Source organism: Hymenobacter negativus (genome assembly GCF_017571495.1).
Classification (GTDB): Bacteria; Bacteroidota; Bacteroidia; order Cytophagales; family Hymenobacteraceae; genus Hymenobacter; species Hymenobacter negativus.
In genome coordinates, this window is record NZ_JAGETZ010000003.1 from 336,934 (window position 1) to 352,900 (window position 15,967).

Below are 15,967 nucleotides of genomic sequence, written 5' to 3' on the forward strand. Positions count from 1 at the left end.
CTCGAACTGCGCAAATCGGCGCAGCCTAAACAACAGCAGCAACGAGGAGACGCGAAGGGTCGCGTCTCTACAGTGTTCAATAGCTCTTCAACCTATGCCCGAAAACAACTCCCTGATTTTTTCGCTGGAAAACGGCGTTGCCACCCTGCGCCTCAACCGGCCTGAGGTATTTAACAGCGTGAATAAGCCGCTGGCGCTGGCGTTTCAGCAACACTTGCGCGACTGCCAGACGAATGCCGAAGTGCGGGCGGTGTTGATAACGGGCACCGGCCGGGCATTTTGTGCAGGGCAGGACTTGGCCGAAATCACGGGGCCGGATAGCCCGGAAGTGGCCGAAATCGTTGAGAAGCACTACAATCCGATTATCCTGCTCATTCGAGAACTGGATAAGCCAGTGGTAGCAGCGGTGAACGGCGTAGCTGCTGGGGCCGGGGCCAACATTGCCCTGGCTTGCGACATTGTAGTAGCCAAAGAATCAGCCTCCTTTATTCAGGCCTTCAGTAAGATAGGACTGATTCCGGACAGCGGCGGCACCTATTTCCTGCCGCGTCTCATTGGCATGCAGCGGGCCAGCGCTCTGATGATGACGGGCGACAAGGTAAGCGCTGCCGAAGCCGTGCAAATGGGCATGATTTACAAAGCATTTGCCGACGAAACTTTCGACCAGGACGTAATTACGCTGGTGCGTAAGCTGGCCGCTATGCCCACCAAAGGACTGGCTTACACCAAGCAATTGCTCAATAGCTCCTTCGGAAACGACGTGGCCCAGCAGCTGCGCGCCGAGGGCGACTATCAGCTCCGCGCCGGCAATACCACCGACTACCGCGAGGGCGTCGCCGCTTTTCTCGAAAAACGCCAACCCACCTTCACCGGCCAATGAAAACCGTTGGAATAATCGGCTGCGGGGCCATGGGCGCGGGCATTGCCCAGGTGGTGGCCATGGCCGGCCACACTGTGCGTCTGCTCGACCAGCATGCTGGTGCATTAGAGCGGGCCGTTTCCGGGATACAGAATAGCCTGCGCAAGCTGGCGGAAAAGGGCAAAATGACCAGCCAGGTGGCAGAGGCGGCCAGCAGTCGTCTTCATGCTACGGCCGATATGCACGATTTCGCGGACTGTGACCTTGTGATTGAGGCCATCGTGGAGGATTTAGGCGTGAAGCAGCAGCTTTTTCGTAAGCTCGAAGGGGTGGTTTCGGCCGATTGTGTGTTGGCGAGTAATACTTCGTCGCTGTCGCTGACATCAATTGCCGCTGCCTGCCAGCAGCCGGAGCGCTTTGTGGGGATTCACTTTTTCAATCCGGCTCCGCTAATGCAACTCGTGGAGGTGGTTCCGGCAGTGCAGACGCGGGGCGGCTTGGTGGAGGAAATCAAGGAATTAGTAGCAAGCTGGAACAAGCTGCCAGTACTCACGCAAGACACGCCCGGCTTCATTGTGAACCGGGTGGCGCGACCGTTCTACGGCGAAGCTATTCGCATCATGGAAGAAGGCATTGCCGATATGGCGACCATCGACTGGGCCATGACCGAGCTGGGCGGCTTCCGCATGGGTCCGTTCGCACTAATGGATTTCATTGGCCACGATGTGAACTACCGCGTGACAGAATCCGTGTTTGCTGCCTTCTTCTACGACCCCCGCTTCAAGCCCTCTTTCTCGCAAAAGCGGTTGTTTGAGGCCGGTTATTACGGCCGCAAGTCAGGCCGGGGCTTCTACAATTACGCCGCCGGTGCCGTGGCACCCGAGCCCACCCGTGACGAAACGCTAGGCCGCCAGATTGTAAGCCGCATTGTAGCCATGCTCATCAACGAAGTTGTGGATGCGCTGGCCCTGAACGTGGCTTCGGCCGCCGACCTTGAGCTGGCCATGACCAAGGGCGTGAACTACCCTAAAGGCCTACTAGCCTGGGCCGACGAGCTAGGCCCCGCCACCGTGCTGGCCACCCTGGATGGGCTGTACGCAGAGTACCACGAAGACCGGTACCGTGCCAGTTCGCTGCTGCGCCGCAAAGTGCGAGCGGGGCAGAACTTTTTGTAGAACGTGCTTTAGCTTGTTCATCTCAAATCATTTACCCGCGCAAGCTGCAGCGTGCGCTACCTTCCCATGACTCCCACCCTCGAAAACTACACCCTCGGCCGCTGGACTTCCGGCGGCACCTCGCCCCAAGAATTGCTCGATGCCAGCACCGGCGAAGTCATTGCCCTAGCCAATACCGAAGGCTTCGACTTCGCCAGCATCCTCGACTACGGCCGCCGCGTGGGCAACCCCAAGCTGCGCAAAATGACCTTCCACGAGCGGGGGCGCATGCTGAAGGCGCTGGCCTTCCACTTGCAGGAGAAGAAGGAGATTTTCTATGAACTGAGCTACCGGAGCGGAGCCACGCGGGCCGATTCGTGGATTGACATTGAGGGCGGTATCGGCAACCTATTTGCCAATGCCTCGCTGCGCCGTAAGTTTCCTGACAAGCCGTTTTACGTGGAGGGCGAGCCAGTGGGCCTGAGCAAAGGCGGCACCTTCATGGCCCAGCACCTGCTGGTGCCCCGTGAGGGCGTGGCCGTGCACATCAACGCTTACAACTTTCCTATCTGGGGCATGTTGGAGAAAATTGCGGTGAACCTGCTGGCCGGCATGCCCGCCGTGGTGAAGCCTGCCGTGCCCTCGGCCTACCTTACAGAGGCCGTGGTGCGCGAAATTATTGCTTCCGGCATCCTGCCTGAGGGTGCGTTGCAACTGGTGGTGGGCTCGGGCCAGGGCCTGCTCGACCACGTTACGTACCAGGATGTAGTGACCTTCACCGGCTCGGCCACGACCGGTCGCAAGCTGCGCGCCCACCCACGCATCATTGAGGAAGCCGTACCATTTACGATGGAGGCCGACTCACTGAACGCTGCTGTGCTGGGACCGGATGCAAAGCCGGGCACGCCCGAGTTCGACTTATTCGTAAAGGAAATTCGCAAGGAGATGACGGCCAAGTGCGGGCAGAAATGCACCGCCATCCGCCGCGCCATCGTGCCCGAAAACCTGCTGGAAGATGTGCAGATTGCTCTGGGTAAGCTACTGGCGCAAACTACCGTGGGCCACCCGCAGGCTGAAGGCGTGCGGATGGGCGCGCTGGCTGGCCGGGCGCAAGCCGACATCTTCCGCGAGCGGGTGCGGCATCTGGCCCAAAATACGCCCATTGTGTACGGCAACCTGGACGAACTAGAGTTGCTGGGCAAGGACCACGGGGCCGACTTCGGCAAAGGGGCGTTCACTTCACCCATCGTGCTGCGCAACGACCAGCCGTTCAAGCACCTCGACAGCCACGAAATCGAAGCCTTTGGTCCGGTGGTGACGCTGATGCCTTACCACGACGTGGCCGAGGCCGTGACGCTGGCCAACCTGGGCAAAGGCTCGCTGGTATGCTCGCTGGCTACCAACGACCCGCGCACGGCGCAGGAGTTCGTGCTGGGCGCGGCCACGCACCACGGCCGCATCCTGGTGCTGAACAGCGAGATGGCCAAGGAAAGCACCGGCCACGGCTCGCCGTTGCCGCAACTCATCCACGGCGGCCCCGGCCGGGCGGGTGGCGGCCAGGAGATGGGCGGTATCCGGGGTGTGGAGCATTTTATGCAGCGCGTGGCCTTGCAGGGCTCACCGAGCATGATTACGGCCATTACGGAGGTGTACCAGACCGGTGCCAAGCAGGTGGAATACGACAAGCACCCCTTCCAGAAATATTTCGAGGAACTGGAAATCGGCGAAACTTACACCACTCATAAGCACACCGTAACGGAGGCTGATATCGCCAATTTCGCGGGTATCTCGGGCGATAATTTCTATGCCCACGTCGATGCTACATCGCTGGATGGCACGCTCTTCACCGGCCGCGTAGCCCACGGCTACTACGTGCTGAGCAAGGCCGCCGGCATGTTCGTGGACCCGCGCAAGGGGCCCGTGCTGCTGAACTACGGCCTCGACGAGTGCCGCTTCACCAAGCCCGTGTACCCCGGCACCACCATTGGCGTGAAACTGACGGTGAAGGAGAAAGTAGGCCAGGAGAAGCGCGACGAGAACGACATCGCCAAAGGCATCGTGCGCTGGCTTGTAACGGTGACTGATGAAACCAACGAAACCGTCGCCGTCGCCACTATCCTAACAATGGTCAAAAAGAAAAATCAGGAATAATTTGAACATCAATGAAGTCCGTCATGCAGAGCCTAGCAAAGTATGACGGACTTTTGTTAAAAACCAATGAGCGACACCCTCACCGCCGGGCACGTACTGGCCGAAACCGATGCCGCGGGCATTACTACTATCACCTTCTTTCACCCTTCGCACAACTCGCTGCCCAGCCGGGTGCTCAATGAGTTGGCCCAAGCCATCACCCACGCTGGTCAAGACGAGGCCACGAAAGTCATCGTGCTCAAAAGCGAAGGCGACCGCACCTTCTGCGCCGGGGCCAGTTTCGACGAACTGCTGACCATCGAAACCAAGGAACAGGGCCTGGAATTCTTCTCCGGCTTCGCCCGTGTGATTAATGCTTGCCGCACCGCCCCCAAAATCATTATCGGCCGGGTGCAGGGCAAGGCTGTGGGTGGTGGTGTAGGCGTGGCCGCAGCTACGGATTATTGTTTTGCCACCCAGCACGCGGCTGTGAAGCTGAGCGAACTGGCCGTGGGCATCGGGCCCTTCGTGGTGGGGCCAGCCGTGGAGCGCAAGGTTGGCTCCGCCGCCTTCCAGCAACTGGCGCTGGACGCGGGCGAATTCCGCTCGGCTGCCTGGGCGAAGGAAAAGGGTTTATATGCCGAAGTAGTGGCGGACGTAGCCACGCTAGATATTGCGGTTGCGACTTTCGCAGTTAAAATGGCGGCTTATGCACCCGATGCTGTGCGGGCCATGAAGCAGGTTTTCTGGCAGGGCACCGACCATTGGGAAACCTTGCTCACGGAGCGGGCAGGTATCAGCGGCACGCTGGTGCTGTCGGATTTTACGCGGCGGGTGCTGCGGAAGTAGCGTCTGCTTGAGGCGAACGAAAACAGCCCGTCATGCCGAGCGGAGTCGAGGCATGACGGGCTGAATTTTACGTCTTCTGAAGAAACCCTACAGCTCCATAATATCCTCGTTCCACAGCGTGGGCTCAGCTTCGATGAACTCGTTCATCATGTCCACGCACTCCTGTAGGTCTAAGTCGACTACTTCCACGCCGTGACTTTCGAGGAAGGCGCGCGACTCGCCGAAGGTGCGGCTTTCGCCCACCATCACCTTGGGGATTTTGAACTGCACGATGGTGCCGGCGCACATGTAGCACGGCATCAGCGTGGTATAGATGACAGTGTCGCGGTAGCTGCGCTGGCGACCGGCGTTGGTTAGGCAGTCCATCTCGCCGTGCTTAATGGCGCTGTCTTCCTGCACGCGCTTGTTGTGGCCCTGGCCGATGATTTTGCCGTCGCGCACGAGCACAGAGCCGATGGGAATACCACCCTGCGAGCGTCCCAGGCGGGCTTCGTCGATGGCGGCTTGCATGAATTCGTCTTTGTTTTGGTCAGTCATGGGGGAATTTGTCATTGCGAGCGGAACGCAGTGGGGCGCGGCAAACCGTCCTCTCACTGCGACTAACGCTAAGTTGTAATAAATATAAGTGGGTTGAAAGCTTTGTCACATCACGGGTCTGGTCGTGCTGGGAAGACGGATTGCCGAGCTTCGCTCGCAATGACAACGGCCTGTCTACCTTGCGCAAATGCCTTTGTAGGGGCAGTACTCGCACTTGGTGAAGTCGTCGGTTTTGCGGATGGGTTCGGTCGGGTCGAGGATGCGGAGGGCAATTTTACGCACCAAGTCTTCGGAAACGGCTACGAAGTTGCCGCCGTCTTCGGTGAGGAAGCTGAGGTCGGCGGAGAGCAGACCTTCGTCGATGTTGCGCAGGGAGAGGATGGACGTGTCGGCGGTTTCGCGCTTCACGGTGTGGGCCAGCATGAGGCGGTAGAGCCAGAGCTGCCGCACTTTGTCGGCGCTGCTGCTGGCTTCGTGCAGCAGGCGGTCGATAGCTTCGGCGGGCGTGAGGCGGTCGCGGTAGCCGCGCAGCTGTAGGTCGGTACGCTTCACGAGGCCGGACTTGTAGTCGACTACGCGTAGGCGGCCGTCGGGCAGCTCGTCTACGCGGTCGGCGTAGCCGAAGAGGCGCACGGCCAGCGGCTCGGGTTGGCCGGGTACGTCCACGAAAACGGTAGCCGACAATTCCTTCTCCAGGCCGAATAGGCGGAGCGGGAGCAAGCCGGGCTGCTCGGGTAGGCTTTCAAGCAGGCGCACGACCAGGCGGGTAGCAACCTGGCCGTAGACGTGGTTCAGGCCTTCGTCGGCGCGGGCGTGCTTCTCGGTTTCTTCCTGACGCAGGGCGCGCTGCACTTCGGCCGGCGCCTGCCGGATGAGCTCGGGGATGTCGGCAGCCGTAATCAGGCGGGCATCCTGGGCGAAGGGCTGCATGAGGTTTTCCAGCGCCTCGTGCACCATGGTGCCGAAACTGCTGGCCTCCAGGGTTTCCTCCACCGCGTCGGTTTCGTGGAAGCGCGCCACTTTGGAAAAGTAGAATCGTAGCGAGCAGGCCAGGAAATCGTTGAGGCGCGAGGGCGAGATGTTGCGCTCCAATACGCCGCGCAGGGAGGCCAGCATCTCGGCGTCCTTTTCCAAAATGAGGTCACCCCCATACTGGTCAACTCCGACTTCGGTCTCGGGTCCCTCCACCGTCACGGTCAGGTCTTCCAAAGTCAGTTGTGGGTTTTGCGGTAGCAGGTCGTTCTCCAGTTGCAGGAGGAAGCGGCTGCGCTCGCCACTCTTGATGCCCTCGGCGCCGGGCAGCACGTGCACGAGGTCGACCCGCTGGGCGCGTTGGAGCAGGCGCCAGAAGTTGTAGGCGGTGATGGCCTCGGCGTCGGCATAGGTGGGGAGCTTGAATTCGGTGAGGACGTCGTAGGGAAACAGCGACTGCTGCTTTTTGGGAGCCGGCAGCACGCCCTCGTTGCAGCTGAGGATGATGAGGTGGTCGAAGTCCAGGGCGCGGGTTTCGAGCAGGCCCATCACCTGCACATCGGCCAGCGGCTCGCCGGAGAAGGGCAGGCGGGTGCGGCCCATCTGCTCGTACAGAAACCGACGAAAAGAGCGCACCGACAGGCGCTGCTCGCGGCAGTCGAAGGCCGAAGCGAGCTGCTTTATCAGGGTGTAAAACAGGTATAGGTACTCGGCCTCGATGCCCGACTGCTGGTCGGCGTATACCTGTTTCAGCAGGTCAATCAGGGTGTCGCAGGCCCGGATGATGTCGTCGCAATTGTCCCAGGTTTTGAACAGCGCCTCGATGAGCGGATGATGCGCGCCCATTTTCAACAGTTCTTCGGCAGGCAGCAAAACGGCGTTGACGCGCACGATTTCGCGGCAAATCTGGTCGAGCACGCCGTGGTACTGCGGCTGGTCGGCCTGGCGGTCCTGCCACTGCTGGTAGCGGCGCAGGAAGGGGTGGGAGAGCAGCTTGGTCACGGCCAGGTGGTGGTAGCGCGGCACGCCGTAACCCGTTTCCTGGCTGCCCTCCCGAATGCCGGTGAGGTGGACCTCGAACAGCAAATCAACCAAATTGAACAGGGGAGTGGCCTGGAAGCTCAGGCCCATGGTCACGTTGTAGTCGGGCACCTCGTCGGGGGGCAGGCCGTGGAGCACGGGCAGCAGCAGGGTCTCGTCGGGCAGCACCACGGCCACGGTGGCATCGGGATACTCGCGGCGGGCTTCGGCCAAGAGCTGGCCGGCCAGCTTGCCCTGCATGCTGGGGTTGGCCACGCCCAGGTAGCGCACATGGTGGGGCGTACCGCGCAGCCACTCCACGCCGCCGCCGAAGTTATCGAGCGGCAGGTTCCAGCGCTCAAAATAGCGGCGTAGGTGCTGGCCGGCGCGGTTAGGCGAGTTCTTTTCGAGGTAGAAAGGGTCGGCATCGAACCGGACTTCTGCGCGCCCGGCATTCAGCAGCAGGCGAATCAACTTCTCTTCGGACCGCGACAAATTGCCGAGGCCCACAAAAACGTGGCGGGCCGGCTCGGGGGCAGCGGGGTCTTTCAGGGCCTTTTCCAGCTTCTCCACGGCGCGGCGGTAGGCCAGGCCAGGGTAGGCCAGGTGATTGGCCAGCATGCGCCGCTTCAGCAGGTGGTATACGCGCTCCAGCTGGTTCCAGAAGCCGAAGGAGTGCGCGGCGGCCTGGCTTTTGGGCGGCAGCTCGCTGATGTCCCAGCGCTCCAAGGCCTTGGCTTCGGTTAGGTATTCGAAGACTTCGTGGGTGGGAGCGAGGTTCTGGTCGAGGTTGGAGAAGTCGTTGAGCAGCAGCCCGGCCCAGCCCACAAACTGGTCGAAATCGAGCTTGGTATCGATGCCTTTCAGGATGTCATACAGCAGCAGTTGCAGGGCAATGGGTTCCTCTACCTGCACGCCGGCCAGCTCCACCATGTAGTCTTCCATGGCGGCCACGCGCGGGGCCCAGAGGGGCGCGGCGCCGGGCAGGGCCAAGGCCAGCTCGTTCTTCAAATACACCACGGCGCGGCGCGTGGGCACGATGACGACGATGTCGGACAGCTCATCGAGCGGGCCGGAGCCGTAGCGCTCCAGTAGCTCGCGGGCGGTGACAGCGAGGAAGGAAACGGGTGCCGCAGTTGGGGCAGTGGTGGTAGGCGAGGGGTGGGAAATAGGGCGAACAGGCATCACCCGTAAAGATACCGCGTTCAAGCAGGGTTCCCGTTCAAGCCATTTCTTCCAGCTCCGTCAGGCCTTCGCCACTTGCCACAAATTCCTGAAGCAAGCCGAGGAGCTCGGCGCGGGTGTGGGGGCGCGGCACCAGCAGGCCGGGGCCATCGGGGGGCACGTAGCTAAGCAGCCTGCGCAGCACCGCGGCCGTGGCCGAACGAAAGCCCATGCGCCACTGCGGAAAAGCGCGTTCCCAGCACGGCCCCTCGTCGTACACCCGGCAGTTGTAGTGGCGAGGGTCGGCCACAATGCGGTTGTAATAGAGGTGGCGAACCGCCTCGCGCCGGCCCTCGATTACCTGCAAAAAACGGCCGTCGGGCGTGTAAAGCAACAGGCCCGAAATGTCCTGGTTCGCATTGCTGGTCCGGGCCTTACGCAGCATGGCCTCCATTTCCGGTGTCTCGAAAGGCACCATCGATTGGCTTTGAAAAATGAGTTGATATGCGCCCATAGCATCCAGGAAAAATTGAACAAGCGAATGCATGCCGGCCCAGCGCGGAATGCCACCAAAAAAGAGCGACGAGCGTAATATTACCTTAATATTTTGCTTTGTATATGAGTAGCTTAAATATAAGCATTTTTATAAATGTATTTGAGGGCTAATTGTACGTAAATGCGTTCAAAAACAGCTAATCAGCTTCTGAAAAAGGAGGTAATAGCCACGAAGAAATAGCTGGGAAGCGGCGACTGGCAGCACCCGCTCCTCACGCCACAAGAAATCTCCGAAACGGCCTTCCTGTCATCGAAATAGCGTCGAGTTTACGACCTTGTTGGTTTCAAGACTTTTTTCTGATGAAACAACTCGTCCTTTCGGCCCTCGTGGCCTTGCTAGTGGCCGCTTCTGCCCGCGCCCAAACCACGCCTACCGTCATCCCGGAACCAGTGCCCACCGCGCCCACGCCCGACCCGCTCTGGCGCAAGTCCCTCAAAACCGGCCTTGGCCTCAACGAATCGCTGCTCAGCAGCAACTGGCGCGGCGGGGGCGTCAACACCATCGGCTTCAATGCCCTGGCCAATGCCCGCGCCAACCGCAAGCTCGGCCCCCACAGCTTCGACAACGAGGCCGATTTTCTCTTTGCCTTCTCCGAAACCAAGGGCCTTGGCTACCGCAAAAACCAGGACCGGCTCTACCTCGACACCAAATACGGCCGCGCCATCAGCAGCAAGTGGGACATGTTTCTTTCCCTCAACCTGCTCACCCAGTTTGCCCCTGGCTACAAGTACGACACCGATGCGGCGGGCCTCGACCGGGCCCAGCTCACGTCCGATTTCTTCGCCCCTGGCTTCGTCACGGCCGCCTATGGGTTTGAGTTCCGCCCCGCGCCCTACTTCCACCTGCGCCTCGCGCCCTTCGCACCGCGCCTGACGGTGGTGAACCGCGCCGACCGCTTCGTGGCCGCCCTCGGCGATACACCCTACGGCGTGAACCCCGGCCACAGCACCCGCTTCGAGGTATTGGCCGCCCAAATCCTGGCCGAACTCGATAAAAACATCAGCCCCAACGTCAACCTCAAGGCCCGCTACCTGCTGTTTGCTAACTATAAAAACGTTAACCCACAGGAAATTGACCACCGCCTCGACGTGGGCCTCACCGCCAAAGTGGGCAAATACGTGAACGTGGGCCTTACCGCCATCGCCCTCTACGACTACGACCAGGACAATGCCGTGCAGTTTTCCCAGGGCCTCACCATCGGGGTGGCTTATTCGGTGCAGAATTTTGTGGACGCGAAGAAGTAAAAAAAAATCTAACTTGTGGTTGAAGGGTAAGCGCCGCCACTGGCATACACTACAATGCAAGGCTCTGGCGCGCTCACTTTGCCAGCAATGCAACAAATATTGGCGCCCACTTGGGGCTGCTGGGTGGCCCCTGCGCTGTGCCATCCCCACTGACGTTACCATTCCATGACGTGCCTGAGCAGTTTGACTGGTTTGAATAATCGAATGAACACGACATCGAGCGTGAAAAAATGCTTGTGGGAACTACTAATGCTGGCGCTATTGGCCGGGCGCGGCTATGGGCAACAGCTGAAGAGCCGGGACGTGCGGCGAGAGGATTTTATCGTGGCGGGGCAGGCAGGCGAGCTTTCCGTACGGCGGGTAACGATAGGTGTGCCTGTGGCGGGCCGGCGGGTGCTGCTGCTGGTGCACGGCGGCGGGGCTGGTGGGGTAGCCTCTTTCGACTTGGCCGTGCCGGGCGGCTCTTTGGCTGCTGATTTGGCCGAGCGGGGCTTGACGGTGTATGTGCTGAACATCCGCGGGTGGGGCGGCTCGGCCGACCCACCCGTGGGGGCCACCGACACAACGTGCGTGAACCTGAGCTGCCGGGAAGCCGCCGACGACATTGCCCAAGTGGTACAGGCCGTGCGGCGGCGGGAGCGGGTGCAACAGGTGGCGCTGTTTGGTTGGGCCAGCGGCGGGCATTGGGCCGGATATTACGCCAGTCACCACCCGCGCCGGGTCAGCCACTTCATCAGCCTGAACGCATTGTATGGAGTGCGGGCGCCGTGGCGCTTGCGGCCGGGCTTTGCGCGGCCCACCGACTCGACCCACTTCAACCGGGCGTTGGGACCGTGGCGGATGACGGGCGTGGCCGGTATGAGCCCGGCGGTGTGGGACCAGCTCATCCCGGTGGCCGACAAAGCCCAGTGGCGCGACCCTGCCGTGGCGCGTGCCTACGCCGAAACGGCCGTGGCCCTTGACCGGGGCAGCTCTACCCGAACCCCGCCCACCTTGCGGGTGCCCGGTGGCTGGCGGGAAGAAAGTTTTTATCAGTCGCTGGGAGCTACCTACTGGCGTGCGCAGGCCTTGCGCATGCCGGTACTGGCTCTGCGCGGGGAACTGGATTTCTGGTCGCGCCCTGCCGACCTAGCGGCCTTGGCGGCGGCGCTGCCTCCCAGCGGCCGGCACCGGACGGTGAGCTTGCCGCTGGCCACGCACTTCGTATTTCTGGACCGGGCCGACAAAGGTCGGGACCAGCTGCTGCGCGAAATTGTGGATTTTTTGCAGTGACGGCCCCACCGCTGATGCGGAAGCGTTGAGTGAAATCTTAGAAGTTGTGGGAGAATAGAAGCGCTATTTATACTCTGGCGCATGTCACGCCGTGCTTATCCCACAGATTTAATCGATGCGGAATGGGTTCTGGTGGAGCCCTACGTCGCCACGAACGGATACGGCCGCCCGCTGCTGGGTCATTGAGCGCACCTTTGCCTGGCGGGGCAAGTACCGGCGCGTGGCCGGCCCCGATTACGAAACCAATCCACGAAATAGTGAGGCGTGGATTAAAGTATGTCTCAGCAACTTGATGTTGCGTCGGCTGGCCAAGCGAACAATATCCAAACCTGACGATTAACTTATCCTATACCCTCTTAAGCCGGACGGCCCGGCGACGATTTTCAATGGCTCCTTTCACCGTCAGCAGCAAATCAACGGCGCTGATTAGGACGAAGGGGTACGCAATGGCGAAGTAGCGGGCATCCACCAAATGGATGATTAGGCAGAACAGGCCGATGAGGTAAAGCGGAACAATCTTTACAATCAGGGCGGCAAAATTGGGGCGCCATCCCAACAGCAGGGTGCCTGCGAGTCCTAGCGCAACCAGCGCCAGGTACCACAGATGAACCAGGATTTTCAGGCCTTTTTGCCAGGGCGGTAGCTGCGCGAATGGGGCCGGAAAGAGGTAGTCGCCGGGGTGCGCAAACAGCAAGCCATAAGCCAGCTTGAAGGGCACGAGCACAAAGGCTCGCATGGGCCGTGTGCGCTGAAAAGCCTGCTTGTAGGCCACCAGGGCCCGTCGCGCCCTGGCCTCGGCCACTTGCCGGGGGGCAGGGGGGAGTGTGCTGTCCTGGGCCACCCCGAGGTAGCGCCTTACCAGCACCAACGAGTCGTAGGTAAAGGCTGGAGGCGCGATTTTGCCCGCTTCGCCCCGGAAATTGGGGGAGGAGTCCGTGGCGGGCTTGTAGAACCAGGCCATGTCGGTATCCGGCCGCCACCACGCATGCTCTTCCCCAATAGCGCCCATGAACTCGTTCAGCTCATTGAGGGCGGGCGCGGTTTTGTAGCCGGCCCAGGTGTTGCTTTGCAGGGGTACCAGGTGGTGGTACCAGGGCCAGTTGCGGGCCACCCACGCCCCATCGGCCACCAGAAAAGGCAACAGGAGCAGAGCCCCCCGCAGCAGGCCCTGCCGCAGCCCGGGCCCGCGGCCGCCCGCCTCCACCAGCGGGCGCAAGACATACCAGCCGGCCAGCAGCCCCAGCAGGGGAGCCAGAAACGGACGCAGAAAAACCATCCAGGCCAGCCAGCAGCCGATGCGGAGCACGGCGCCCGCGGGCGCGGGCCGCTGCCCCTGGCAAAACGCATGCACCCCAATGATTAAAGCACTGATGGCGAAGCTTTCGCTGAGCAGCCGGATGTCGAACACCGTGGTGAAGGTATTGGCCGCATAAAGCAGTACCGTCCACTGAAACGCCGCCGAGCGCTGCGTGGCTTGCTGGGCCAGCCGCCCCAGGCAGTACAGGGCCCACAAGCTCAGCACAAGCTGCAGCAGGACCACGCCATCGGCCGCCCCGCCGGGGCCCCATACCAGCCGCAACGCCCCGTATACCACGCCGTAGCCCGGCATGCGCCCGGCATAGGTTTCGAGCCGGGACAGGTCCTGCGCGTAAATGCCGTGCCGGAAGAGGTTTTCGACCGGGTCGAGGTAGGAAAAGGTATCGCCGCCGCGCACGGCGAAAACCCCACCTGCCGCGCTGCCACCCGAATAGCTGGGATGAATCAGGAAAGCCAAGCCCAGCTTGATGCAGCAGGCCAAACCAAAAAACAGCCACTCTTTGCGCGTCATGCTCATTAGTAGCCAAAGGAATTGATGCAAGGCGGGGTAAAAACCATCGGCTAAAAGTACACCCCCACCCCGATTTGAACCGCCATCCAAGCAACCAGACAGGTAGTGCCTGGCCCGGCCACGCCCCGGCGGCGGGCACGGCATCGCATAGCCAAAGTGGCTGGGCAATATGCCCGGTAAGCATGATTAGTGCAACGGTAATTTGAAAAAATGCTGTTTATGAGTGTACGGGAGCTCGGGATGAGTGTACGGGAACTGTAGACGAGGCTACGAGGGCCCGGGACGGGTGTACGGATGCAATGGCGGGCACTACGGGAGCGGGAGCGGCGGCTACGGTTGCCGAGGTGCTCCGTACGGGAGCCCAAGCAGTACCTACGGGCTTATTGGGCGTGGGAATTGGCTTGCTTTTGCTTGATAAATAAGGTAAATATGGTAATTATTGTGCAGCTTGCTGCGGGGCTCGATGGTCGGGCTTCGGCAGCCGTGCCCAGCGGCATCTTTATCTACCACAATCGATGAAACAGATTCAGGTCAAAGCCAATTACTCCATGTCGCAGGGCGACCTCATCCTGCTTTGCCACCTCAAGGCCGATTTCATGGACCGCGACGCTGGGGCTTTCGAAACACGCGGCATCAAGCCGGCCCGCGTAGAGGCCCTGCGCAAGCAGGCCGATGCCGCCGCTAACCTGCCCAGCGACGAGCAGCTCGACTACGCCAAGCAAGCCCTCACCGAGGCTGTTGCCACCCAGCGCGGCGTGGTGGAAAGCGGCATGGCCACGCTCATGAGCCAGGTGGCCATCGTGCACGACAACCGCAGCCTGGCCTACAAAGCCTTCGGCAGCGCCAGCCTTTACGACGACAGCGAGGGCGAGTTCTACGTGAACATGGGCCACCTGCTCGACTGGGCCAATGCCCGCGCCGACGAATACGTTGTGCAGGGCCTCACCTTGGCCCAGCTCCAGGCCCTGGAAACCGAAACCGAAAAATACCTGCTGGCCCTCAAGGCTCAGCGCCAGGCCATTTCAGGCCGCAGCGCCACCACCCAGGCCCGCCAAATTGCCCTCAATGCCCTCTACGACGAGTTGGCTGCCCTCTGCGGCATCGGCCAGGGCCTCTTCAAGCAAACCGACGTGAGCAAGTACGACGACTACGTCATTAACCCCGCCGCAGAATCGGGCACGCCCCCCGAAACGCTGCCGTAGGCGTGCGCGCTTGTCACAAAAAGCGCCGGAACCCCTGGGGATTCCGGCGCTTTTTTGGTGGAGCTACGTCGGTGGAAATGCGGCAGCAGCAGGATTCAGCACCACACCAATAGGCCACTAATCGTTATCCGCCTCGTTGTTTGGCTTGGGAACGGCAATTGTTGGCAGTTCCTCACCCAGTGATTTGGCAACCTGATAATGTGACCAATTTTCTATTTCCTGCCCTCCGTAAATAATCATTCTTACGGCTACGTCTTTGGTGTCCATGTCGCCAACGTACATTCTCAGATGGTCAGGGACATGCTCATAGCTGGTTTTTAGCCGCTGGACATTGGCAATAGTTGGGTTGGCTAAATAATTTTCATAGTCTTGCCTGCACATATTAATGGCTGAAGGCTGGCCATTTAATTCCCTAATGAAATCTTTGATTTCAAGTAGCTTATTCTCGATAGCTATACTGAACGAAGCTTCGGTTGCGATGAAACTACCAAGGCCATGAATGTATACTGCTGAATTAGTAGGAATTTCTGATACAATTTCTCCGCGCTCAATTAGCTCTTCAAAATCAGCCAAGCCTAAATAATAGGGCGCTTCTACTCTCGAAATCAGTATTGAGCTATCTGCAAATGCGCTGACCCTTATTAGGTAATAGGAGTTATCTTTTTTCTGAAACAGATTAATACTATCTCCATTTACTTTTTCAGGAAATGGGTCATTAGGATAACGTTTCAGCTCTTTATAAACGGTGCCATTTCCACTTTCACCTATTCTAGTGCCATTAATGACCTTTTGGCTATAATGGTATATGTTTTCCAGCTTGGGATTAAGCTCTCGAATTATTTCCTGGACATATTCGATAAAACTGTTTTTATTGAACAGCCAATCCCCATGCTGAATTTCCCAGCTTCCCAGCCCGTGGATGGATATTGACTCACCATCGGGAATGCTAAGTGACACCCATCCCTTGTTTACATCTTTCTTGAAGTACTCAAAGTCTTCAAAATTCCAGCATGAAACCCTACCATTCTCATACACATCGATGTCGACTAAGAAATAGCTTCCATTATGAATAATTGCTGGTATAGCAACCCCTTCAATCGTTTGAACTCTAAATACTCTGGTAGAAGGCTTAATCATGTTGCTGGCTTTTCGTTTAAATAGATTAAAACTCATCGGGAAG

Annotated in this window: 12 protein-coding genes; 7 read left to right on the forward strand and 5 right to left on the reverse strand. The window is 59.7% G+C overall.

Annotated elements, in window-relative coordinates; genetic code table 11:
* Positions 1-94 precede the first annotated feature (94 nt).
* From J4E00_RS08245 to J4E00_RS08260, 4 genes are all read left to right on the forward strand, one after another.
* Positions 95-880 (forward strand): enoyl-CoA hydratase-related protein, encoded by a 786-nt coding sequence (locus J4E00_RS08245; RefSeq protein ID WP_208174664.1) that lies wholly within the window; start codon positions 95-97, stop codon positions 878-880.
* Entirely contained in the window at positions 877-2,034 is a 1,158-nt protein-coding gene (locus tag J4E00_RS08250) for a 3-hydroxyacyl-CoA dehydrogenase NAD-binding domain-containing protein (protein ID WP_208174665.1), read from the forward strand. Before J4E00_RS08245 ends, J4E00_RS08250 begins: the two co-directional genes overlap by 4 nt.
* Before the next feature lie 66 nt (positions 2,035-2,100).
* Positions 2,101-4,164, forward strand: coding sequence for a phenylacetic acid degradation bifunctional protein PaaZ (gene paaZ, locus J4E00_RS08255; protein ID WP_208174666.1), 2,064 nt, complete (start codon positions 2,101-2,103; stop codon positions 4,162-4,164).
* Positions 4,165-4,230: 66 nt separating this feature from the next.
* Positions 4,231-4,992, forward strand: coding sequence for an enoyl-CoA hydratase/isomerase family protein (locus J4E00_RS08260; protein ID WP_208174667.1), 762 nt, complete (start codon positions 4,231-4,233; stop codon positions 4,990-4,992).
* Positions 4,993-5,079: 87 nt separating this feature from the next.
* Here J4E00_RS08260 and J4E00_RS08265 read toward each other — a convergent pair whose 3' ends face one another.
* The 3 genes from J4E00_RS08265 to J4E00_RS08275 form a co-directional block, all read right to left on the reverse strand.
* Complete coding sequence (locus tag J4E00_RS08265) at positions 5,080-5,544, reverse strand: nucleoside deaminase (protein ID WP_236049613.1); 465 nt, start codon at positions 5,542-5,544, stop codon at positions 5,080-5,082.
* 159 nt (positions 5,545-5,703) lie between these two features.
* Positions 5,704-8,706, reverse strand: coding sequence for a PD-(D/E)XK nuclease family protein (locus tag J4E00_RS08270; protein WP_208174668.1), 3,003 nt, complete (start codon positions 8,704-8,706; stop codon positions 5,704-5,706).
* A 37-nt stretch (positions 8,707-8,743) separates the two neighbouring features.
* Positions 8,744-9,199 (reverse strand): BLUF domain-containing protein, encoded by a 456-nt coding sequence (locus tag J4E00_RS08275; protein ID WP_208174669.1) that lies wholly within the window; start codon positions 9,197-9,199, stop codon positions 8,744-8,746.
* A 341-nt stretch (positions 9,200-9,540) separates the two neighbouring features.
* Here J4E00_RS08275 and J4E00_RS08280 point away from each other — a divergent pair, with 341 nt between their 5' ends.
* Both J4E00_RS08280 and J4E00_RS08285 read left to right on the forward strand, forming a co-directional pair.
* Positions 9,541-10,485 carry a DUF3078 domain-containing protein gene (locus tag J4E00_RS08280; protein WP_208174670.1) on the forward strand — a complete coding sequence of 315 codons (945 nt, stop codon included), beginning with the start codon at positions 9,541-9,543 and terminating at the stop codon, positions 10,483-10,485.
* A gap of 204 nt (positions 10,486-10,689) precedes the next feature.
* A complete protein-coding gene (locus J4E00_RS08285) occupies positions 10,690-11,757 on the forward strand; it encodes an alpha/beta fold hydrolase (RefSeq protein WP_208174671.1) in 1,068 nt (355 codons plus the stop codon).
* 346 nt (positions 11,758-12,103) lie between these two features.
* Here J4E00_RS08285 and J4E00_RS08290 read toward each other — a convergent pair whose 3' ends face one another.
* A complete protein-coding gene (locus tag J4E00_RS08290; RefSeq protein WP_208174672.1) occupies positions 12,104-13,585 on the reverse strand; it encodes a hypothetical protein in 1,482 nt (493 codons plus the stop codon).
* 515 nt (positions 13,586-14,100) lie between these two features.
* Here J4E00_RS08290 and J4E00_RS08295 point away from each other — a divergent pair.
* Positions 14,101-14,787 (forward strand): hypothetical protein, encoded by a 687-nt coding sequence (locus J4E00_RS08295; protein ID WP_208174673.1) that lies wholly within the window; start codon positions 14,101-14,103, stop codon positions 14,785-14,787.
* Positions 14,788-14,904: 117 nt separating this feature from the next.
* Here J4E00_RS08295 and J4E00_RS08300 read toward each other — a convergent pair whose 3' ends face one another.
* Entirely contained in the window at positions 14,905-15,960 is a 1,056-nt protein-coding gene (locus J4E00_RS08300) for a hypothetical protein (RefSeq protein ID WP_208174674.1), read from the reverse strand.
* Positions 15,961-15,967: the final 7 nt, after the last annotated feature.

Bases quoted from the DNA above. Each gene is read 5' to 3' on its own strand.
- J4E00_RS08245 (WP_208174664.1), top strand. From the start codon at position 95: ATGCCCGAAAACAACTCCCTGATTTTTTCGCTGGAAAACGGCGTTGCC.
- J4E00_RS08250 (WP_208174665.1), top strand. From the start codon at position 877: ATGAAAACCGTTGGAATAATCGGCTGCGGGGCCATGGGCGCGGGCATT.
- paaZ (WP_208174666.1), top strand. From the start codon at position 2,101: ATGACTCCCACCCTCGAAAACTACACCCTCGGCCGCTGGACTTCCGGC.
- J4E00_RS08260 (WP_208174667.1), top strand. From the start codon at position 4,231: ATGAGCGACACCCTCACCGCCGGGCACGTACTGGCCGAAACCGATGCC.
- J4E00_RS08265 (WP_236049613.1), bottom strand. From the start codon at position 5,544: ATGACAAATTCCCCCATGACTGACCAAAACAAAGACGAATTCATGCAA.
- J4E00_RS08270 (WP_208174668.1), bottom strand. From the start codon at position 8,706: ATGCCTGTTCGCCCTATTTCCCACCCCTCGCCTACCACCACTGCCCCA.
- J4E00_RS08275 (WP_208174669.1), bottom strand. From the start codon at position 9,199: ATGGGCGCATATCAACTCATTTTTCAAAGCCAATCGATGGTGCCTTTC.
- J4E00_RS08280 (WP_208174670.1), top strand. From the start codon at position 9,541: ATGAAACAACTCGTCCTTTCGGCCCTCGTGGCCTTGCTAGTGGCCGCT.
- J4E00_RS08285 (WP_208174671.1), top strand. From the start codon at position 10,690: ATGAACACGACATCGAGCGTGAAAAAATGCTTGTGGGAACTACTAATG.
- J4E00_RS08290 (WP_208174672.1), bottom strand. From the start codon at position 13,585: ATGACGCGCAAAGAGTGGCTGTTTTTTGGTTTGGCCTGCTGCATCAAG.
- J4E00_RS08295 (WP_208174673.1), top strand. From the start codon at position 14,101: ATGAAACAGATTCAGGTCAAAGCCAATTACTCCATGTCGCAGGGCGAC.
- J4E00_RS08300 (WP_208174674.1), bottom strand. From the start codon at position 15,960: ATGAGTTTTAATCTATTTAAACGAAAAGCCAGCAACATGATTAAGCCT.